Genomic DNA, 19,760 nt, shown 5'->3' with positions numbered 1-19,760 from the left:
CTCTTTTTGTTTGCCGTTTATTTTCCCTATTGACATAGCCAGCCTTATTTAAGACATTAAGGATATATGGCAATAAAGGCATTTCACAACTTAGTCAAAATCAGCGCCGATGTAAGCGGTAATCCTCCAAAGACGATTGAGTTACTGCGGACCGGCACATGGAACACTCCGTGGCATGGAGAATTCGAAATCACTCCTGACGACATCCAGCAGTTCGTCATCAACGCTGCTAGCGGCATTGGCCTTGTAGAAGCAGATCCTAAAGTTCCAGTGAACTACGGCCATGAGTCCTGGGACAAGGCCGCCGCCTGGATTCCTAAGCTCTACGCCAGCGAAGACGGTAATGCCCTTCTCGGAGATCCGGAATGGACCCCAGCTGCTGCCCAGGCGATCAAAGACGGTGAGTGGAAGTACATCTCACCAGAGTTCAACCCTCGTTCCTACCCATGGGAAGACCCTGAGCAGGAATACAACTTCGTCAGCAACGTGCTCACGGGTGCTGCACTTACCAACATTCCTCTATTCAAGAAACTGAAGCCAATTACGGCATCGCGTTTGCCTAACAAGAAAGTGAAGGCGAGTGCCGCTGGCAACAGTGATAACAGTAAAGGAGAACACATGACGTTAGAAGAAATTCGCGCCAAGCAAGTTGCCGACCTTACGGAAGACGAGAAGTCATTCCTGGCCGAGCACAAAGCCGAGCTGACAGCTGAAGAGCTGACTACGTTCGGACTGGCAGAGGCGACTCACGAGGAAACGACTGAGGCGGCCGAAACTGCTGAGGAAGAGACTCAGACTGAGGAGACGACGACTGAGACGGCCACTCAAACAACGGTTGAAGCAAGCGCCAAGCCAGTTACGATCGATGCCGCTCGTCTAGCGAAGCTCGAAGCCGATGCAGCCGCTGGCCGAGAAGCATCTCAGAAACTCGCCACTAGTGAGGCAGAGGCTTTTGCATCTGCCCGCATTAAAGCTGGCCAAATCAAGAGTGGCCAGAAGGGTGACCTCGTCAAGATCCTTCTCGCCTCACGCGGCGACGATCGAAAGACCCTGGAGACGTTCCTCGAAGCGCTGCCAGAGAACAAGCTCGTCACTAGCGGCGAGATCGGTGACGGCGGAGCTGCAATCGTGGCGGATGCTGGCCAGGTTGTGCATGAGCGGGTGCAGAAAGTACAGGCGGATGCTCGCTCAGCAGGCAAATCAAAGTCATACGCCGACGCCCGTAAGGAGGTGCTCGACGCCGACGAAACACTAAGAGATCAGCTCAAGGAGGAGCAGTAACAATGACAGCATTCCAACCAGGTGAACGCTACAGCGCTACGGCAGGTGCGGACCTAACCGGCAAGAAATACCACCTAGTAAAGCTCGATGCTAGCGGCAAGGTCGTACTCGCCACAGCAGCTACGGACGCCATTCTGGGTGTCCTGGACAACGCTCCGGTCGCAGGCCGCACAGCTGATGTTGTCCTACTCAACGGCGCAGGCACCTTTAAGGTGAAGCTCGCAGCCAACACCGCCAAAGACGCCTACCTAACAACGAATGGCAGTGGCCAGGCAGTTGTTGCATCGACCGGGGGCCACCGCGTTATCGGCCGTCTGGTCCGTGCGGGCTCAGCTGGCGCGATCGGCGAATACATCAAACTAAACGAAAAGTTCTAAGGAAGGCATAACTGAATATGGCCAATCAACCTACCTATGTGGATCAAGCGCTGACAAATGTCGCTAACGCATGGTTCAACGATCAGGAAGACTTCATCGCTGAGAAGCTGTTCCCAGTGGTGCCAGTCACCAAACCAACATTTTTGATCCCAGAGTTCGGCAAGGAGAATCTCCAACTGCCAGCTAACTCTGTGCGCACCGGGCTCTCAAAGGCTAAGAGCATCTCGCAGACTCGTTCATACAAGAACGCTCAGCCACTCGAAGAGCACGCTCTCTCTGGCTACGTCACTAAAGATGACTACAACCTCACTGACGATCCGTTCGTCCCTGAGTCTGACGAGACTGAGAACATCTTGTCCGTCATGGCTCTCATCGATGAGAAGGCGCTTGCAGACAAGCTAACTGACCCAGCGATCATCACCAACAACCGCATCCTTACGGGTACAAGCCGTTGGTCTGACTACGCGAACTCGAATCCGTTCGAAGACATCAAGGCAGCTGTCACTTCAAGCAAGTTCCTGAAGTACAACACCATGGCCTTGAGCCGTGAAGGTTACCTCTCACTGATCAGTCACCCAGACATTCTCGACCGTCTCAAATGGGCCCAGGGCGGTGCTGTAAGTCTTGACCAGCTCAAGCAACTGTTTGGTCCGTTCGGTATCAAGAACATATACGTCGGCCAAGCTCGCGCCAACTTCGGCGAAGAAGGTCTCGACGAAGACATCCAGACCATCTGGGGCGACGACGTTCTCTTCGGCTACGTAACTGACAAGCCAAGCCGCAAGAGCGTCAACGGTGGTTATAAGTTCCAACTCCAGAACGCCCGACAGACGACAAAGGAAAGCTTCAACAACCCATCTCACACAGAAATCGTGGTCACCGACTACTACAACTACGAGATGATCATGGCCGACGCTTGGTACCTCTTGAAGGACGCGTTCGCGACTGGAGCTTAGTCGTATGGCTAGTGGAATTAGCAAGATCAAGTACGTGGTGGGGGCAATCGCTCCCACCAACCTGAAGACCGTAACCGTAACTGTAAACGCGGCTGCAACCAGCGGCACAGCAACAGTGAGGGCCGGCGCCAAGATCCTTGGAATCCTGCCAGCAGGTAATCAGGATCAGTTCGTCGACAACGTAGCCATCAGCGGCACAACCCTCACGGTGACCCTGAGCGCTGCGGCGACCGGAGCGAACCAATTCAACGTAACGGTACTGGAGGTATAGCCATGGCAGACACAGTAAAAGGAATCGCCAAGAGCGAGATCAAGCTTGACGGCGTCGTATACAAGGTAGGGGATACCCTCGAAGCCCCGAAGGTGACGATCAAGCGACTGATCCGTATCGGTGTTGTCGAAGATCCAGCAGTCAAGTCAGCGGCAGAAGAGGCTGCCAAAGCCGAGACCGAAGCAGCTGAAGCTAAGGCTAAAGCGATCACGGACGAAGCCACCGCGGAAGCAGCGGCGAAGGCATCGGAGATCGTAGCTGAAGCAGAGACGAAAGCTGAAGATATTGCTGGCCAAGCGGGAGCTGCTGCTGAAGAAGTAGTTGCAGCTGCTAAGGCTAGCGCCGCGGAGGTAATCGCTGAAGCTGAGGCGCAAGCCGCGAAGCTTGTTGAAGCAGCTAAGGCAGAGGCGCAGAAGATCACTGACGCTGCGAAGGAGAACACTAAAAAGGCAGCAGCTACCAAGTAGACCATTGTCTAGCAGCGATTGAAGAGCACCCATTGTCGGTGCTCTTTCGCTGTGCAACGATTTGCGTACATGCTTTCCGCTAGCCGCACCTGTAGCCAAAGGAGTCGCCATGACAGAGCAGGCCACCGAATATGACCCAAGAACGGCTGGGAAAATTCTGGCGATTCAGAGGCTGCAGCACTACCAGATTGACCACGATGAAGATCAGCTCATGAAGTCAGACGTGGTTGACGCAGCGATCGAAGAAGCCTTGAAGCACCTAAACGGCGACGAACCCCCTCAATATGTTGAGTATCTTGCTGAAACGGTGGCGTTCGCAGCTATGGCTCGAGAAATTAGCGGAGATCGGAACCTAGGTCAGGAGCTGTTGATGCGCATCAAGGAGATCTTGCGTGAGGTGTTCGACGGCTTGATATATCGGTGATGAGTACTTCCGAGCGAGCGGGCCAAGGGAAGCCGGAGACGATAGGGCTCAGGCTAGCGAGCTATGACCGGTGGAAGCAGTTCTGTGCCTATCTCGGTGGTGGCATCGCCGCGCTTGTCTTGTTCGGCGACTTAGCCAAGGACTCATTTCAGGCTGCTCCACACTGGATGAGAGCGCTGTTCATTACTCTCATACTGGTTGCCGGTATCTTGCTTGGTAGAGCTTTCTTCGGCTACGTGTTTGCGTCGTCGGAACTGACGAAGAAGCAACAAAACGATGGCTTGAAGGATGTCGAACCTGTGCCGGATGACCCCTGGTTCAAGTATCCGCAAGTGTCTTTTGTATGCTACTGGATTGCGATAGTGCTCGGTCTAGGCGCGGCCGTGCTGCTGTGCATTGCCGCTTGGCAGACCTGATGCTTTAAAGAGGCAACAACGCTCAGTGCAAAACGAATCAAAAGCTGGCTAAATGCTCCTCGGAGCTAGCTGACCACCACCGTAATTTGGTAATCAATCCTAGACCGTCTCCTTTTTGGGGTCCGTCGCAAGATTCTTCGTCAGCTTCTTCTCCGCCTTGTTTTCGCGGCGGGACCTCCGCAGCTTCTGGAAATCGGTCCAGAAGCTCTTTGGATTCCTGATTCGGCGCATCATCCTGGCTCGAAGGGGAGCCTTGCGCGGGAGGGGCCTGAGTTTTATTGTGCGCCTCAGCTCGTTTAGGACGAGATGCCGCCTGCGTCTGAACTCCTCATCGGTTTCAGGATCGTTCTTTTCGTGCATGTCGATTCTCAGGGCTGAAACGAGCATCGCCCGACATGCAGCGTGAAGTCTCTCTGGAGCTACGAAGGAGAGCTGGTTGAGGGCTTCGTTGGCCTTGTGCTGAGCTTTGGACTTATCCCTTAAAGCTATGTCAGTTTGCCTCATCATCTTGCCTGTTTTCGGATCGGTCACGGACCTGATCGTAGAAGACTTTGAGAGCCGGGCGTAATCCTGGGATTTCTTCTTGTACTCGTCCGCATTAGTTAGGAACTTTCCACCCAGATTTTTGATCTCTTCGTCATACCGACGGGCATCCTCGTTCTTGGACTTGCGTCTATCGCTGGCTCTTGTAGAGAGGAAGGCCGCCAAGGCACCAATGAGCACGAATATGCCGGCCAAAAGGGGAACGCCCCACCAGGGCGCGCCAGTGTCGGGCATGTTGATGATGACAGGGGGAGGACTTGGAAGCACGAAGTGATCCTCTCATGCTCGAAACAGCAGGGGCCTCAAATGTGCGCCTAGCTGGTTTCCTCAGGTGAGCCCTGTTGTGAAGGGGCTTGATCATCGGCCTGGGTTTGCGGAGAAAAGACGGTGCCTTCGGTACGGTGCTGTCTTGTCAACGACTGGACGATCAACAGCTTCGCGTCGTCGCGCCTCTCAGGCGTTTCAAACGTTCCGACGAGCCTTTCGGCTGCCAAGGCTCGCTCGACCTCAATCGGATGGTTGAAGAAGGTTTGGAGCTCTTTTGATGACGCCGCAGAGTTGTTGAGCACCGCTCGCGCAATGAAACCTGTGAGGACCGACGCGGCAGTCGCGACTATTGCGGACGAAATTGCTGCGCTTGTCGACTGCGCAAAGAGAGCAAACGCGGCGGTGACAAGGATGAAGATGAATCCAATCATGATGTAGAGGCCGGTGCTCTTCTTCGTTGAGTCGGCGTAGTTCATCACAATCTGGTGGTAGTTCTTTAGATGTCTACGATTGCCCATCCACAGCGTTTTGAGATCCATAGCGCCATCAATGACGTCGTCCTTAGTGATCTCGGTGATTATCATAGAATTTTCATAACGACGTTGCTGCTCGCCGTACTGATAGTATATGGCGGCGAGCAGACTAACGATTATCATTCCAATAGCGAAGCTGATCGCGACTAGAAGGAGGTCCAGGCCGGTGCTCTGTTCGTAGCCACCACCACCGCTGATCCTTACGTACTGGGTGCCGTATAGATCCATCAATCTCTTGTTAAATACGGTGAAGTAAACGATTAGTGCGGCCGTGAGCATCGCGATCATGGTGCCCATGATGATAGTGGAGCGCTTGAAAGCGGCGAACTCCTTGGACCGACGCCAGGCCGTTCGTTGGCTTTGCGCGCTATTAGTGGCTGGTCCATCAGAGCCCTGACCCCGCGCTTCATTATCATCTTCTTGCCGGGTACTATCAGAGGGCGATTTCATTGGGGCATCATATCATGTGCTAGAAAGCGCTTTTAATTGTCTCTGGGCAGTGCTTAAATAGGAACATATGGCAGTAACCCTCCGCGTCGACTCATTTCATGAAATCAACATCGTTGAGCGCGGTGAGCTTGTCGGTGATGCTGCGATTGGGACGACAGAGCTTTCCCTTCGAAGCACCCGAGGGTTTTTGACCGGCCAGACCGTCTATATTGGATCGTTGTCTCGTGAGGGCATTGAGAAAGTCGTCGTTGCGTCCGTAGCTGACGAAACGACAATGACACTGACTGCACAACTAAAGCTCCCACACAGAGCCTCTGAGTCGGTCACAGCAGTCCTGGGCGACAAGATCCACGTCTACCGCGCAGTGAACGTAATAGATGCGGTGCCAGATGATGAGAGCTTCTCGGTCCTGGCTACTCGGGAAATCGACGCCGATCAACCGTCGACCTACTTTGCGGATTCGGCTGGCTCATCTGGGTACTGGTACCGTTTCACCTATTTCAACGAGTTCACCATGGACGAGACGCCATTGGGAGCCCTTGATCCAGTGCGCGGCCAGGACTTCCCTCACTACGCATCCTTAGGGGACATCCGCCAAGCCGCCGGGTTCCAAAACGCGTACAACCTTGCCGACAGGACCGTTGAACTGTGGCGAGGTGTGGCTGAAACAGAGATCAATAGTGCCCTCGCGGGAGCATATACGGTGCCGTTCAATCCTGTGCCGGCCATCGTTAAGAGCCTGACCCTAGAACTCGCGGCAGCGCTCCTCTTGGTGGATGCATACGGCGGGCGAGTCTATGAAAGGCGCCTGGCTGACGCCCGGGCAAAGGTTACTGAATACGGCAACCGGACCGCCGTTGTCACCGATGAGAACGGTCAGCCTCTGTCGACATCAAACTCCGTCACGGGTTGGCCTGACGACTCCGAGCCACGATCGTTCTACATCGGGCAGAGGTTCTAGGTATGGCCAGTTACTCGATCACCATTGAGGGCGACAAGGAACTGGCGGACAAGCTGCGCAAGTATGGGGCATCCATCCTCGACCTCAGTAAGTCGATGGGCAACATCGGTGATTACCTCACGGCATTCTTCTCAGGTGAAGTCTTTGCCTCTCGAGGTTCCGTAATCTCTGAGAGATGGCCACGACTGAACGAGAACTATGCGGTCTGGAAAGCCGGGCGTTGGCCCGGCGCTATTCCTTTGGTCCGTACCGGCCTGATGCAGCGTGGATTCAAGCACAAGTCCACTCGCTTGACCACATCACTCTGGAACGAAGCAGCCTACTTCGACTACCACCAAGAGGGCCTCGGCGTCCCTCAGCGCATGATGATGAAGGTGGATACTCAGCGTGAAAGGCGCATCGTCACGTTCATAGAGGATGACCTGACAGGCAAGCAGAGGGCACTAAATGTCTAGCCAGTTTGAGCCAACCACGAGTCGTATCCTGCGCCTAATGCGGGATACCTTTGGTGACCGGTTCAGTACCTACTACGACGGTGACCCGGAGTCGATCCCAACCTTCAACTTGCCCTGCATCATCGTGACGCAGTCCAGTGCCGAGATCGTGGAATCAGCCATGAACGAGGACGATGTCACCGACTCGATCACCGTGAAAGTTGTGCTCAACAAGCGCGACGACTTCACCGGCGACAAGGTCGACCCACTGAATCTCACCGATAAGAGGATTCGTGATCTGGTGATCCAGCGAGACACCGCAACAGGCCAGTACGACGAGAGGACTGTCGTAGGAGCTATCCGTAAGTTCGGTATCGATGGTATACGCCAGGATGAAGGGATCACAGCGGTTGCCCCGAGTCTAGCCATTGAGTACGGAATCAATCCACGGCCGGCTGAGAACACGAACTATGCGGATATCACTGCGGAAGGCCATGTGACTTTCTCCATCCAATATTCTCTCGACACGGAATTAGCCTTTAATAAGCAAGGCGATTGATATACATTGAAAATATGGCAAAAGCTAATAATTCCACTAAAGAAGAATCTCAGGATAAGCAGCTTTTCTATCTCCCCGTTGAGGGTGTAACTGTCGAGGCTAAAGACCTTGAAGAGGCACGATCCCTTGCGGCGGAGGCAGTAGAAGCTCGGAAAGACGTAGAGGTAGGTGATGACAGCATTTAATTCATACAAGAAACGACGCGAGGCGATCGTCATTGGTCCTGAAAGCTCCCCAGGTACGACTGCAACGAAGCAGTACGCCTTCAGGTGGCTTGATAAAGGACTGAAATCGATTCCGATGATCCTGGAGAACGAGAGCGCAATGGGATCAGACGTCAAGATCAACGACAGTGCCATCGATGTTTGGCACAGTGAAGGTCCGCTCGGCGGCAAGGTAACTGAAGACGGCATTGGCTGGCTGATGACTGCAATGTTGAACAAGGTCACTACGACCGCAGCTGGTGCGCAGTTCAAGCACGTCTTTACGCGAGACAAGTCGTTCGCCCGCCGCACACTCTCCGTCTGGGACGTTCGGCCCGTAGATATCCGTCTCTACAAGTCTGTCTACATGGACAACCTCGAGGTCAGCATCGAAGTGGGGGAGAAGGGCGCATGGCTTGAGGCCAAGACGGCACTCAAGGGTTGGAAGCGCACCACGGCTACCGGTGTCACTCCGGCTTTCAAGGTCGGGGAGAAAGAGTTCACCAGTCGCCAGGTCGAAGTGTTTCTAGCCTCTGACGTGGCGGGTCTGACAGCCGGCAAGATCAAGCCGAGGAAGATCACTCTCAAGATGGAAGAGAGCACCACGGTAGACCACTCTCTTGGTGAGACCAACGACGATCCAGAGTTCGACAGCGCACCCGCTGAGGTCAAGGGTTCGATGGTGATCAAGTACCGCAAGACGGACTTTGAAGACGACTATTTTGCCAACGCTGTTCACGCGTTGAAGATCGTGGCTACCAACGGGACGTCAAAGATCGAGTTCTTGGGAACGAAGGTACGCTTCCGCGAGCTGACTGACTCTGACAGTCGGGACGATGTGGTGACTCAAGAGGTCAGCTTCTACTTTGAGGCAGATGACGCGAACGCTGGTAAGGACATCGAAGTGACTGTTACCAACGATGTGCCAAACTACAACGCCTAATATTCAGACTCTCATCATTGATGCAATATGCGCCCCGTGCTTAAATAGGGGCGTATTTAGTATCGAAAGGAATATATGGGTCTAAACATTGTTGTTAACCGAAGACTGCCACTACAAGATTTCGCTGAAGGATGGGATAATTGCTATCTCCTGGTCCGTGGGGTGAATGAAGCTCGACGCCAAGAACTTCTTGCAAAGCTCGATAGCGCCAGCGATCAGGAAGCGGCCGATCTTATGCAAAATCTTTGCCTTGAAGTAATCGTCGGCGGCCAGGTCATCACAACAGATGAGGATGGTTCCACACGACCTGTCACGCTGAATCTCACTGATGTGCCTGAAGTAGTCGAAGCTCTCAACTTGGCTTGGCGACAGGAAGTCGTGTCCATCGCAACGGGAACTGACCGTTTAAAAGCGACGCTGAGGTAGAAGAGTACGAGGAAGCCTATGAGGCCTACTACCGGTTCGGACTGAGCCTGCAGAGCCTTCCTCAGGATATACAGGACGAAATCTTCTCCTATGAGTATCGCCTGAAGTTTGGGCTCAGTGTCGAAGAGTTTGAGAAAGAACCGTGGGAGGCATTAGCTCAAGCAAAGCTGATCTGGTCACTCAATGCTCAAAGAGAGCAAGACGACGCCAACAAAACTGAACAACACAGCGAGGACGACTGGCTATAGGAGTCAGTCGTTTTTGATGTTAAATTGAAAATATAGACAGACGCTAAAATCCTGTCATTGAGCAATACCGCGTGGCCAACAAGATAAATATCGTCATCACCGCAGAAGAAAAGGCTAGAGGGCCTATTCGAGGTGTTGCTGATGAAATGGATTCGGCCAGCTCAAAAGCGAACAAATTCCGTGACTCGCTACTCTCCACCGCCAAGGTTGCTGCACTCGCCACAGGTGCAGCCGGTGTCTTGGCCGCGAAGTTCGCCGTTACAAGCGCTGCCGACTATGAGCAGTCGCTAAACATCTTCAAGTCCGTCTCAAGCGCCACAAGCGACCAGATGCTGATGGTCGCTACTACCGCCCGCGCCCTCGGCAAGGACATCTCACTCCCCGGCGTCAGCGCTAAGGATGCTGCCTTGGCGATGGTTGAGCTAGCAAAGGCCGGCTTGTCGGTCAACGACACCATGGCCGCTTCGAAGGGTGTGCTGAGCCTGGCGAAAGCCGGTCAGATGGATACGGCTGCCGCAGCCGAGGTTGCCGCAAACGCACTTAACTCATTCGGGCTAGCTGGCGGCGAAGCTGGACGAGTTGCGGACCTGCTAGCCGCTGCTGCCAACGCATCAAGTGCCGACGTCAAAGACATGGCCTACAGCCTCCAAATGTCGAGCGCCAGTGCCGCCGCTGTAAAGGTCCCGATCGAGGACTTGACCACGATGATCGCCGAGATGGCCAACAACGGCATCAAAGGCTCGGATGCAGGTACGTCGCTCAAGACGATGTTCATGAACCTGATCCCAACTACCGACAACGCCAGAGCTGCAATGAAGCAACTCAACCTGGACTTCTATGACGCCAAGGGCAACTTCGTCGGGGTTCGCGAGGCGATCCGGCAACTCGAGGACGGGACGAAGAACCTAACGGACGAGCAAAAGGCGCTTGCGATCCAAACTATCTTCGGAACTGACTCGTCTCGTGCCGCAAATATCCTCATCAAAGAAGGCGTTGCCGGTTACGACAAGATGTCTGCCTCCGTCAATAAGCAAGGCGCAGCCGTCGAGCTAGCCGCTGCCCAAAACGCCGGATTCAAGGGCGCTGTAGATGCGCTCAAGAGTTCGCTTGAAACCGTGGCCATCGACGTTGGGACGAAGATGCTTCCAACGCTGACCTCTTTGGCGACGACGCTAGGGAGCAAAGTAGAGCCAGCTTTTGAGACGCTACTCAATGTGGGACGCCAGGTCCGGGACTTCCTGAAGCCTGCATTTGAAGGGCTCGGTGATGCCGTCAAAAACGCACTCATTCCCGCTCTGAAGGATGTGGCTAAGAGCGACATCGTGAAGTACATCGGTGGTGCCCTAGTCGTCGCCGTTTATGCCGCCATTCGCGTCATCGAGGGAGCCATCCGTTTTGTCAGCAGCCTGGCAAGCCAACTAAGTTCTGCCACGTCCATAGTCGTCGCTGCTACAACCGCGATTGTGGCTTACAACCTGATTATGGGCGGTGCCGCACTCAAAACAGCCGCTATGACGACTGCTCAACTCGCCCTCAACGCGGCGATGAGACTTAACCCCTTCGTCTTAGCCGCTAGTGCTGCCGTAGGCATCGTCGCTGCCTATGTGCAGGTTGTTTCAACTTCTGATCGAACGACTATCGCAACGGATGCACTCCGCGCCGCCCAGGAACGACTTACTGCCACAACCAACGCGGCTAAGGATGCTCAGGATCGTCTGAGCGGTGCATATCTGACTCAAGAGGGTGCAGCACTCGCAGTGGAGCGGGCTCAGCGTACCTACAACGATGCTGTGTCGACGTACGGAGCCAACTCACTCGAAGCGCGAGAAGCGGCGTTCAATTTGAAGCGGGCGAATGACGATCTTGCCCGCGCCAACCAAGAGGTCACGGATCGAACGAATGACGCTAAGAAGGCAGAACAAGATAAGAAGGATGCAGCCGCCGAAGTAGTCAAAGCGAATGATGCCGTCAAGGAGTCCGCCTATCGTGCTGCCGGTGGATATGCCTTGCTCGCAGACAACATTCGCAAAGCTGCAGACGAGGATAAGAAGACAGGGGTGAATGCTGGCTTTGGTGGCAAGAACCAGACCAACGCCCTCTTCAATGTTCCACGGCATGCGCTCGGCACTACTTACGCTCCCGGTGGTCCGACGATCCTCAATGAGCACGGACCGGAAATCGTCAATCTGCCGCGTGGATCGCAGGTAACTCCTGCCTACAGGACTCGTAACGAGCTCACCAACCGTGGGAATAGCCCGGTGTTTAACGTGACGGTCAACAATTACACCGAGACCGACTACAAGAAGATGCTGAGCGATTTCGGCTTCGCTCTGAGGTTGGCCTCATGAGGATCTGGCTCAACGACTTTCTCTTGAACGACTCGACCAATCGGGTCTACTTGAATGAGCCGACCACCGGCCTGGAGTTGCCTGGCGTTCGGACCAGTCGCGGTACTCGCTCAGGCCAGGCAGGGAGCTACATTGGCGCTCAGATTGATGATGCTCGCTTCATCACGCTTAACGGTCACATCTACAGCTCTAGCGTCACCGAGGCAAAGCAGAAGCGGCGCGACATCCAAGAGGCGCTGCCTCTTTACCCGGAAACGATCACGGTTCGAATTCAGGACGATGATGGGCGCACTTATGAGCTGGCGGCTCAATATGTGGACTTCAAGATGCCGATCGAGGGTTCGCGCTTCAAGCACATCTTCAAGATCGACCTCGAAGCACCTGATCCGATCATCTATGACACCACCGCCGGCTCAGCGCTGAACGGCATCATCCAGAAGGCCATCCCTGGCGGTTTCCAATTCACCACCACGACGCCACAGTTCGGCAGTTTCTACTTCACCGATGCTCAGGCGATCAGCGTGATCAACAACTCGAGTCCAAACGTCGCATACCCAGTCATCACGATCACGGGCAAGCTAACCAACCCGGTCATCACCAACAAGGCAACGGGGGAGAGCTTCAGTCTTACTGGGTACGCGGTAGACAGCAGCGCGGTCACTGTCATCGACATGGCAAACCACACCGTCACTTTGAACGGCGGCAATGCCTTTGGCTACGTGCCCCTGACCGCTCAGTGGTGGGGCTTGCAACCGGGCGACAACACGATTGATTTCACATCAGGCAGCGGCTCAGACGTCACTTCAGGGGTGATGACCTGGCGACCTGGCTATAGGGGTATCTAAGGATGGCGTACAAGACCACATACGCCGTCGAGCTTTGGAGCGCCGCAGGTGTCCGCATCTGTGAGATCACTCATTTGGTCCGCAATCTCTACTGGTCTGAGGAGCGCAACGAAGCTGAGGTGCTTCAGTTCAGCATGGACCTCGATGCCTTTGAGAGCTACATGGAGAGCAACGTCAAAGCAGACGTTCTCTCCAACTTCCGTGAGGGACAGACAGAGATCAAGATCAAAGAGAACGGTGAGTATCTGTTTGGGACACAGCTCTACTACGCGCCGATTGACCTCAACATGGATGGCTCGGCCACCATCACGGTAACGGCCCAGGGCTACTTGAACTTCTTCAACTCCCGATATCCAGACCCAACGATCAGCTATGGCAACACCGAGAGCGTGGAGATCTTCTATGACCTCGTACGCAGGGCCCAGACCGTGACCTACGGCAACTACGGCGTCGTCATTCCTGGCAGCGGCTACTACGTCACCGGAAAGCTGCGCGACCGTACCTACGATTTTTACACCAGCTCGACCAAGCTCAACATGCAGCGGCTCACGAATCTGACTGACGGCAATTTTGACTTCAAGTTCTTAGCGGACAAGACGTTGATGACCTACGCTCAGATCGGCTCACCGCGTACTGACTTCTTGATCGACTACGACCGCAGTAAGAAGCGTTCCACCTTCAGCAGGGCAACTCTGGCTCGCGGTGCCAACAATCTGTTTAATCAGGTCATTGGGCAAGGAAGTGGCTTTGGCGCGGACTATCTGCCCGCCGTAAAGAACGACTCAGCATCACAGCTTGAGTTCGGCCTTCGACAAGCCACAGTTCAGTTCAATGAAGTGAAGGATCAAGCGAACCTCGATGACGGCACTCTGGCCCGACTCAATAAGGTGAAGTCACTGCTTCGAATGCCACAGATCACCCTTAGCGGCGCTGACCTTCCGGCCACTCGAATTGAGGTCGGGGACATCTTGCCGGTCAGGTTTACCGGCCGAAAGTTGATCCAGGACATGACGGGGCTCCACCGCGTCGAACGCAAAGAGGTCCATGTCGATGAAAACCACTTCATAACGGAGATGACACTCTTCTTCGAGAAGACAGGGGAGTACACCGGCTGATGGGCGATCTCATAAGCCTGCTTCCAGAGCGGGGCTTAGAGACAGCCCTACGCCAGGTCCAGCAGAAGAATAGCGAATTCAAAGCGGCCCAACGCATCAGTGGCGCCAGTGGCCAGCTCAACTATGAGATCAGTTCGACTAACACATGGGACAGAACCGAGACCGTTACCGCTGCAGTCACAACACAGATGACGCTCGTGGTGACGATGCCATGCGATGGCACGCAAGACTGGCCTGAGGCGCTGCTCTCTCTCGACATACGGGCAAATGGAACAGCCGACGCCAACAAGTTCACCTACCTCAATGGCATGTACGCAGGAACTACTTACGCCGGCGCTCTCGGCTGGAGTGACGGGACCAACCGCATCACACACGGCAACATGACTCGCGCCTACAACCCGAACACGAAGACGTTCACCTGGACGATGGATTTCTTCTACAAGGGCACGATCACGTATTACGCCAAGGCAACCATTCGATCGTCGTGTGGGGGCAACATGACGCTCATGAGGACGCTTTGATGGGCGTAACCAACTACGACTCCCTTTTGGAGAATCAGGCGGCTCACACGCTGCGTGAAGCGGCTCAGACGGCAAGTGAACGTAAGGCGATGCAGCGCATCGGCGGTTCGAGTCTTCGCTATTACCGGACAAATAACGCGGGTTCCTATGCCTGGTCCGGTCGGCTCGACACTGTGTCGGCCCAAAGTTCGACCACCGGGCTTGCTCGCTTCCTGGTGAACTTCACGTCATCAGCTAACGAGGCCTTCATGTCCTCAATTGTCGTTGAGGTAGAGCAGAGTACTGACGGCGTGACGTGGACGCCACTACCTTGGTCAACCTCTCCTGTTGGAGGCTTCGACTGGCAAGTTCAGGATGCCGGCGTTGTGAACACTGAGGCCTTCAATGCCAAGTACGACCTATTCTTGCGTGGCCCGCTCAACGCTTACCGACGCTTCAAGATCCAAGCGCTCACCAGTGATCCAGTCTCGATCAGTCTGACGAGGACGCTCTGAATGTCGGTCCTGGATCAGCTACCTGAAGGAGAACTGCAGCGGCTCACCCGAGAGCTTGACGCGTCGCAGCGAGAGATAAAGTCACCGCAGCCTATCGGCAGTAGCGGCGTCATGATGGGTATCGTCACGAGCGGGAACCCGATCGACGTCACTGTGCCAGCTGGTGACGCGCGGGATGTATTGCTCTCATACACGCCAGCAGATACCGCGTTTGGTGGCGGACTTGTCTATCGGGCTTATCAGAGCACAAATGGCGGCTTGAACTTCAACGAGATAAATGTCTCTCAGCGGCTAAGAGTGGGCTCCGATAACGTGCAGAAGTGGCGAATTCAGTATTTCAATGGGTCGGGTGGCACTGCCATAAACCTAAAGTTCCTATTTCTCTGCATTGGCTCTGGCACATTTACGGCAAGTCTTGTAACTTAGGAAGTAGGAACAAAAATGCATGTACGATAACTTCAAACTCTATAACTACTCAAAGTCACTCGTCTCTCCTGAAGGATATGGAAGGCATGAAAGTTTCTTTCTCAGTGGAGACATCATCAATGGGTTTGAAACAGTTATCGGAACTGGTCTTCAAGTTACAGTCAAGCCAGGCAATACAATCATCAGGAACGGCTCAGGCGGCAATGCCAGTGCTCATATCGCCTCTTTGATAGCGGACTTCACCAGTACGCTCGCTACAGCAGACGCTAGTAACCCACGTATCGACGCCATCGTGCTCTATGTGGATACGAGTGTCTCTCTTCCAAGTGGGACCCCGACCGCTGCCAACCTGGACGGCCTGGGGGTCTTCAAGGTCAAATACGTTTCGGGAACGCCGAACGCGAGTCCAACGGCTCCATCCATAGCAGCGATTCAAACGGCCATTGGGTCGACAAGTTACCCGTATACAATCATCTCCAACTGGCGCGTCAATGCCGGTGTCACCGCACTGTCGCAGGATAAATGCACCGATACACGCGTCTTCGCGGCTCCAACTAATCCACGAGCTCTAGGCCAAGGCAGTTTCATCGAAAGCGGTGGCGTTGCGAGCTTCACTGCGAGTACCTTGAACGGTGCTATTGCTGCTGGCCTGGCTTGGATCAGCGTCGGAGGCGTCCTGGTACCCCAGCCATTCAATAGCCTCAACTTCACGATGGCTGCCAGCAAGGATCGCTACTTCTACGTGACCCTGGGCAACAACACAATTCAGGCTGCGACAGATGCCTCCAATGGTGGTGCAGCGCCAACGTTGCCCGCTAACTCAGTCTGGATCAATGTCGCTATTAGTGGCGCGAGCGCTATTACCTCTGTCAAGCAGTGGGGCGAGGCTGCCGTGGGAGTACCCATCTACCCAGATAACGGCCAAGGAGCCTGGCGCCCTTGGAATCCAACCTTCACCAACTGGAACACTGGAACGGGCGGTAGCGCAGGGACGGTCGCGACGTACAAGCAAATCGGAAAAACGGTCTTCTACCGTATCCGTAGCACCCTCGGAACTTCCGGGCAGTCTGTGAGCGGGACAATCACATTTTCCTTGCCTGTCACTGCTAATGCTGAGCTGGCCAACTCGATCACTGAAGGTTACGAAATAGGCCTAGCGAAGCTACTTGATCAGTTCACGAACGCATATCAAGGTCGCGTACAGGTCAACAACGCCACGAGTGCATTCTTGATCGCCGAGGGTGCAGCAGCAACGTTTGTCGCACAGGCAACTGCGAATGCCACCCAACCATTCACGTGGGGATCTGGTGACATGTTCGTAGCGGAAGGGTTCTACGAAGCGGCATAACCATGAGTCAGAGAACGAAAACAATCATCAAGGAGACAGAAGGATGAACGACAGCGCCGTTATCCTTGCTGCCCTTGGCATCATGGCAACTATCGTCGGCGCCCTGGTCTGGCTTTTGAAGAAGCTTTTTACGCAGAACGACACAACAGTCAAAGAAGGAAACAAAGTCAACCTCAAGCTCGCAGCGTCCATCGATAAGCTTGCTGAAGCATCAAACGAACAGATAAAGCAGTCACGTGATCAGGCCAGCAAGCAACGCAAATTCGAAGAGCTTGTCATCAAAAAGTTGGATGAGCTTGGTGCGAAGGCAGATCGAAATCATGATGCCATCGTCAACAAGCAAACTGTTCGAGAGCAACACGTCGAGCACCAGACGGTGGTGACTCAGGAGGGTCAGTAGTGGCCCGCTTCAACCTGCCAGTACAAGGCTCGGTTTCTCAAGGCTTTGGGAGCAATCCTGACTACTACCGGCAGTACGGTCAACTTGGACACAACGGCTGGGACATTGCTGCAGCGGAGGGTACGCCGATCTACGCAACAGCGGACGGCACGGTCATCTTTGAAGGCTGGGGCAAATTCGGCAGTGGCTACCCAGGCTGGGCAGGCGATCCGGCTGGGATCTGGACACTCATAGATCACGGTGATTGCTACACCGGCTACGCACATCAGTTAGACACCGTTGTCAGTGCTGGCGACAAGGTGAAGCAGGGCGATCTCATTGGCCACGTCGGATCAAGCGGTGACGCCAGTGGACCCCACACACACTTCGAATTCATCAGCAAACCACCGGCTTGGAGCAACGGATACGCCGGAAGAGTCAACCCAAACAATTTCAATGTAGGAGGTGCAAAGGCACCAGGAGCTAAGGACAAAATGGACCCAAACGACGTACGCGAACTGTATAGAACTGGACTACACCGAGAACCAGAATCAGATTCGGTCATTCAAGGCAACGTTGGTTTGAAGGCCGGCGAAGCCCTGGCCAACGTCCGAGGTTCCGAGGAGTGGCTGCACCAAAATCACGCTGTCGTCTATTTTGATCAGCTCTCTAATGACTTGAACAATGCCAATCGGGTGATCGGGGAGCTTCAGGCCCAGATTGAGGCCCTTGGAAAGCGACCAACCGCCGAAACGCTGGCCGCCTTACAAGTCGCGGCCGACGAGGCGGTCAAGCAGGCAAGCGAGGCCAAGACGAAGCTCGATGCGGCTATGAGTGAGAACCAGCAGCTCATCAAACAGCAACAAGCCGATCAAGCAGCCGGGCAGAGCTTGTTGCGAAGGCTGGGGCAGTTGTTGGGACTAATCAAATAGGAGGGATCAATGCAGAATTTTCTACACAAACTAGGGCTATGCAGGAAAGTGCGCGCAGGCTATCGATGTACCGGTCGTGCTAGCGAACACTTATAGATGCTCATGAGAGCGCTCATCATCATTGGACTGGCGAGCTGCGCACTGCTCCTGCTGGTTCTGTTTATCCAGCCAGTACCCGCCTCAACCGGGGGTGTTTGCCAGATGCGTGGTCTTTTACCGGACCCGCTCTGCACACAAGGCGTGACCAATCCCAACGTCACCCAGTCAAATATCCACTCGACGATCTGCGTGAGCGGGTGGACAACAACGATTCGTCCTCTAGTGAGCTACACCAACGCTTTGAAGCAGAAACAGATGAAAGAGTACGGCTTCACCGATAGCATCAACGCTCACGAAGAAGACCATCTCATCCCCTTGTCCATTGGGGGACACCCGACCGACCCGAAGAACCTGTGGCCCCAACCGGATGCAGCTCCGAACCCAAAAGATGCTGTTGAAGGCCAGCTGAGAGCCAAGGTTTGTTCGGGAGCCATGTCGCTAGCGACAGCTCAGCAGCGAATCGCTACCAACTGGCAGACGGCAAATAACTAAGAAGGAGGCATATGGAAACAACTCAATTCAAAGACACACCACTCGGCAAGGCAGTGCGAACATTCAAGCAGGCGTTCATCGTGATAGCTCCGCTGTTTTTGGGTATCGTCGCCCTGCCGGAAGTCCAGCAGTATATCGCAAACAACGTAGGATGGATTCTTCCGCTGCTCGCCCCAACGATCGCGATAGTCACTTACGTCTACAACAAGCTTGGAAAATAGCCCTTAGGGCTGTTTGAGAGCCGTTCTGACGCGTCCTGGACTCATAGACGAGCGATTTAACCACTCAAAGCTCTCTGCGTTGTCAGAGAGCTTTTTAGGCTATAGTCTTTTTTCATGGCAAAAGAAACGATCACCATAATTCGTGATGACCTTGATGGCTCCGAAAACGCGAAGTCGTACAAGTTTGGCTGGGGAGACAACCAGTACGAGATCGATCTGAGTGAAAAGAACGCTAAGGAACTGCAGGACTTTCTTGGCAAGTACATCGGTGTTGCCGCTAAGGTAACGGCACGCCTCCCTCGCTCAGCTGGATCACCTGCTCCTAAGAGCAACAGAGAAGAACTTCAGAAAATCCGTTCATGGGCGCTGGGGCAGGGACTCAACGTCTCGCCGCGCGGCCGAATCAGCGGTGATGTGATTAAGGCTTACGAAGCCGCTCACTAGAGTTCAACTGTGAAGAAGCCCCGACCCTATATGAGAGAGTCGGGGCTTCTTCTGTTGAAAGATCTACGACTGGATTTCGGCAACTATCTCTGAGAGGTCATCTACCGCCTCGCATATCTTCAGGTTGAGAGCGTTAAGCTTCCGGTTGACCGCGGCAAGCTTGTCCTGCCGGTCAAGAACATCGTGTGTATTGAGTAGCTGGTACATCGTGGTGCGGTAGTGCTCGACGGCGTTGGATAGATTCTCCGCCTCGTTCATGGCCAGGGATGCTGACGTGTGGATGTTGACTGCGTGGAGCCGCATGTCTTCGACTCCATCTGGGTTGCGAAACATTGCT

28 protein-coding genes are annotated in these 19,760 nt (G+C 54.3%); 25 read left to right on the top strand and 3 right to left on the bottom strand.

The genetic code is table 11. From position 1 onward, the window contains the following. The first annotated feature begins 66 nt into the window (after nucleotides 1-66). From ACSKT0_RS15695 to ACSKT0_RS15665, 7 genes are all read left to right on the top strand, one after another. Nucleotides 67-1,281 (top strand): phage protease, encoded by a 1,215-nt coding sequence (locus ACSKT0_RS15695; RefSeq protein ID WP_437770625.1) that lies wholly within the window; start codon nucleotides 67-69, stop codon nucleotides 1,279-1,281. A gap of 2 nt (nucleotides 1,282-1,283) precedes the next feature. After that, on the top strand, nucleotides 1,284-1,658 hold the full coding sequence (locus ACSKT0_RS15690; protein ID WP_437770624.1) for a hypothetical protein: 375 nt from the start codon (nucleotides 1,284-1,286) through the stop codon (nucleotides 1,656-1,658). A 17-nt stretch (nucleotides 1,659-1,675) separates the two neighbouring features. Continuing rightward, nucleotides 1,676-2,614 carry a hypothetical protein gene (locus tag ACSKT0_RS15685; RefSeq protein ID WP_437770623.1) on the top strand — a complete coding sequence of 313 codons (939 nt, stop codon included), beginning with the start codon at nucleotides 1,676-1,678 and terminating at the stop codon, nucleotides 2,612-2,614. A 4-nt stretch (nucleotides 2,615-2,618) separates the two neighbouring features. Then, nucleotides 2,619-2,885, top strand: coding sequence for a hypothetical protein (locus ACSKT0_RS15680; protein WP_437770622.1), 267 nt, complete (start codon nucleotides 2,619-2,621; stop codon nucleotides 2,883-2,885). Between the two features lie 2 nt (nucleotides 2,886-2,887). Then, nucleotides 2,888-3,352, top strand: a complete 465-nt coding sequence (locus ACSKT0_RS15675) for a hypothetical protein (RefSeq protein ID WP_437770621.1) — start codon at nucleotides 2,888-2,890, stop codon at nucleotides 3,350-3,352. 109 nt (nucleotides 3,353-3,461) lie between these two features. Beyond that, nucleotides 3,462-3,776: a hypothetical protein gene (locus ACSKT0_RS15670; RefSeq protein WP_437770620.1), complete on the top strand. Its 315-nt coding sequence runs from the start codon at nucleotides 3,462-3,464 to the stop codon at nucleotides 3,774-3,776. Next, entirely contained in the window at nucleotides 3,776-4,192 is a 417-nt protein-coding gene (locus tag ACSKT0_RS15665; protein WP_437770619.1) for a hypothetical protein, read from the top strand. Before ACSKT0_RS15670 ends, ACSKT0_RS15665 begins: the two co-directional genes overlap by 1 nt. 99 nt (nucleotides 4,193-4,291) lie before the next feature. Here the strand turns inward: ACSKT0_RS15665 and ACSKT0_RS15660 are convergent, their stop codons facing one another. Together ACSKT0_RS15660 and ACSKT0_RS15655 are read right to left on the bottom strand one after the other, a co-directional pair. Further along, nucleotides 4,292-5,002, bottom strand: coding sequence for a hypothetical protein (locus tag ACSKT0_RS15660; protein WP_437770618.1), 711 nt, complete (start codon nucleotides 5,000-5,002; stop codon nucleotides 4,292-4,294). A 47-nt stretch (nucleotides 5,003-5,049) separates the two neighbouring features. Next, on the bottom strand, nucleotides 5,050-5,985 hold the full coding sequence (locus ACSKT0_RS15655) for a hypothetical protein (RefSeq protein ID WP_437770617.1): 936 nt from the start codon (nucleotides 5,983-5,985) through the stop codon (nucleotides 5,050-5,052). 67 nt (nucleotides 5,986-6,052) lie between these two features. Here ACSKT0_RS15655 and ACSKT0_RS15650 point away from each other — a divergent pair, with 67 nt between their 5' ends. The 18 genes from ACSKT0_RS15650 (at nucleotide 6,053) to ACSKT0_RS15565 (ending at nucleotide 19,423) form a co-directional block, all read left to right on the top strand. Beyond that, nucleotides 6,053-6,946 carry a hypothetical protein gene (locus ACSKT0_RS15650; RefSeq protein ID WP_437770616.1) on the top strand — a complete coding sequence of 298 codons (894 nt, stop codon included), beginning with the start codon at nucleotides 6,053-6,055 and terminating at the stop codon, nucleotides 6,944-6,946. 2 nt (nucleotides 6,947-6,948) lie between these two features. Further along, nucleotides 6,949-7,401 carry a hypothetical protein gene (locus ACSKT0_RS15645; protein ID WP_437770615.1) on the top strand — a complete coding sequence of 151 codons (453 nt, stop codon included), beginning with the start codon at nucleotides 6,949-6,951 and terminating at the stop codon, nucleotides 7,399-7,401. Nucleotides 7,402-7,438: 37 nt separating this feature from the next. After that, on the top strand, nucleotides 7,439-7,939 hold the full coding sequence (locus tag ACSKT0_RS15640; protein WP_437770614.1) for a hypothetical protein: 501 nt from the start codon (nucleotides 7,439-7,441) through the stop codon (nucleotides 7,937-7,939). A gap of 14 nt (nucleotides 7,940-7,953) precedes the next feature. Then, the gene (locus ACSKT0_RS15635) at nucleotides 7,954-8,124 is read left to right on the top strand and encodes a hypothetical protein (protein ID WP_437770613.1); all 171 of its coding nucleotides are present in this window, start codon (nucleotides 7,954-7,956) and stop codon (nucleotides 8,122-8,124) included. Further along, a complete protein-coding gene (locus ACSKT0_RS15630; protein ID WP_437770612.1) occupies nucleotides 8,111-9,085 on the top strand; it encodes a phage tail tube protein in 975 nt (324 codons plus the stop codon). Before ACSKT0_RS15635 ends, ACSKT0_RS15630 begins: the two co-directional genes overlap by 14 nt. Before the next feature lie 75 nt (nucleotides 9,086-9,160). Beyond that, nucleotides 9,161-9,511, top strand: a complete 351-nt coding sequence (locus tag ACSKT0_RS15625) for a hypothetical protein (protein WP_437770611.1) — start codon at nucleotides 9,161-9,163, stop codon at nucleotides 9,509-9,511. A 319-nt stretch (nucleotides 9,512-9,830) separates the two neighbouring features. Then, on the top strand, nucleotides 9,831-12,107 hold the full coding sequence (locus tag ACSKT0_RS15620; protein WP_437770610.1) for a phage tail tape measure protein: 2,277 nt from the start codon (nucleotides 9,831-9,833) through the stop codon (nucleotides 12,105-12,107). Beyond that, nucleotides 12,104-12,952: a phage distal tail protein gene (locus ACSKT0_RS15615; RefSeq protein ID WP_437770609.1), complete on the top strand. Its 849-nt coding sequence runs from the start codon at nucleotides 12,104-12,106 to the stop codon at nucleotides 12,950-12,952. The genes ACSKT0_RS15620 and ACSKT0_RS15615 overlap by 4 nt, the downstream gene beginning before the upstream one ends. A gap of 2 nt (nucleotides 12,953-12,954) precedes the next feature. Further along, nucleotides 12,955-14,067, top strand: coding sequence for a hypothetical protein (locus ACSKT0_RS15610; protein WP_437770608.1), 1,113 nt, complete (start codon nucleotides 12,955-12,957; stop codon nucleotides 14,065-14,067). After that, the gene (locus ACSKT0_RS15605; RefSeq protein WP_437770607.1) at nucleotides 14,067-14,588 is read left to right on the top strand and encodes a hypothetical protein; all 522 of its coding nucleotides are present in this window, start codon (nucleotides 14,067-14,069) and stop codon (nucleotides 14,586-14,588) included. Before ACSKT0_RS15610 ends, ACSKT0_RS15605 begins: the two co-directional genes overlap by 1 nt. Further along, nucleotides 14,588-15,082, top strand: coding sequence for a hypothetical protein (locus ACSKT0_RS15600; RefSeq protein ID WP_437770606.1), 495 nt, complete (start codon nucleotides 14,588-14,590; stop codon nucleotides 15,080-15,082). The genes ACSKT0_RS15605 and ACSKT0_RS15600 overlap by 1 nt, the downstream gene beginning before the upstream one ends. Then, on the top strand, nucleotides 15,083-15,508 hold the full coding sequence (locus ACSKT0_RS15595) for a hypothetical protein (RefSeq protein ID WP_437770605.1): 426 nt from the start codon (nucleotides 15,083-15,085) through the stop codon (nucleotides 15,506-15,508). It begins immediately after the preceding gene. Between the two features lie 19 nt (nucleotides 15,509-15,527). Further along, nucleotides 15,528-16,856 (top strand): hypothetical protein, encoded by a 1,329-nt coding sequence (locus ACSKT0_RS15590; RefSeq protein ID WP_437770604.1) that lies wholly within the window; start codon nucleotides 15,528-15,530, stop codon nucleotides 16,854-16,856. 43 nt (nucleotides 16,857-16,899) lie between these two features. After that, nucleotides 16,900-17,256, top strand: coding sequence for a hypothetical protein (locus ACSKT0_RS15585; protein WP_437770603.1), 357 nt, complete (start codon nucleotides 16,900-16,902; stop codon nucleotides 17,254-17,256). Continuing rightward, nucleotides 17,256-18,167 (top strand): M23 family metallopeptidase, encoded by a 912-nt coding sequence (locus ACSKT0_RS15580; RefSeq protein WP_437770602.1) that lies wholly within the window; start codon nucleotides 17,256-17,258, stop codon nucleotides 18,165-18,167. The genes ACSKT0_RS15585 and ACSKT0_RS15580 overlap by 1 nt, the downstream gene beginning before the upstream one ends. 102 nt (nucleotides 18,168-18,269) lie before the next feature. Next, on the top strand, nucleotides 18,270-18,758 hold the full coding sequence (locus tag ACSKT0_RS15575) for a hypothetical protein (RefSeq protein WP_437770601.1): 489 nt from the start codon (nucleotides 18,270-18,272) through the stop codon (nucleotides 18,756-18,758). Between the two features lie 11 nt (nucleotides 18,759-18,769). Beyond that, nucleotides 18,770-18,979 carry a hypothetical protein gene (locus tag ACSKT0_RS15570; RefSeq protein ID WP_437770600.1) on the top strand — a complete coding sequence of 70 codons (210 nt, stop codon included), beginning with the start codon at nucleotides 18,770-18,772 and terminating at the stop codon, nucleotides 18,977-18,979. 114 nt (nucleotides 18,980-19,093) lie between these two features. Further along, nucleotides 19,094-19,423, top strand: coding sequence for a histone-like nucleoid-structuring protein Lsr2 (locus ACSKT0_RS15565; RefSeq protein ID WP_437770599.1), 330 nt, complete (start codon nucleotides 19,094-19,096; stop codon nucleotides 19,421-19,423). Nucleotides 19,424-19,486: 63 nt separating this feature from the next. On the opposite strand, the gene ACSKT0_RS15560 is transcribed toward ACSKT0_RS15565, so the two are convergent. Then, nucleotides 19,487-19,756, bottom strand: a complete 270-nt coding sequence (locus ACSKT0_RS15560; RefSeq protein WP_437770598.1) for a hypothetical protein — start codon at nucleotides 19,754-19,756, stop codon at nucleotides 19,487-19,489. Nucleotides 19,757-19,760 lie beyond the last annotated feature (4 nt).

The sequence above is a fragment of the Arthrobacter sp. KNU40 genome, from assembly GCF_051515115.1.
GTDB lineage: Bacteria > Actinomycetota > Actinomycetes > Actinomycetales > Micrococcaceae > Arthrobacter.
The sequence above is the reverse complement of the archived record's forward strand: the minus strand, read 5'-3'. Positions and strand labels throughout refer to the sequence as shown.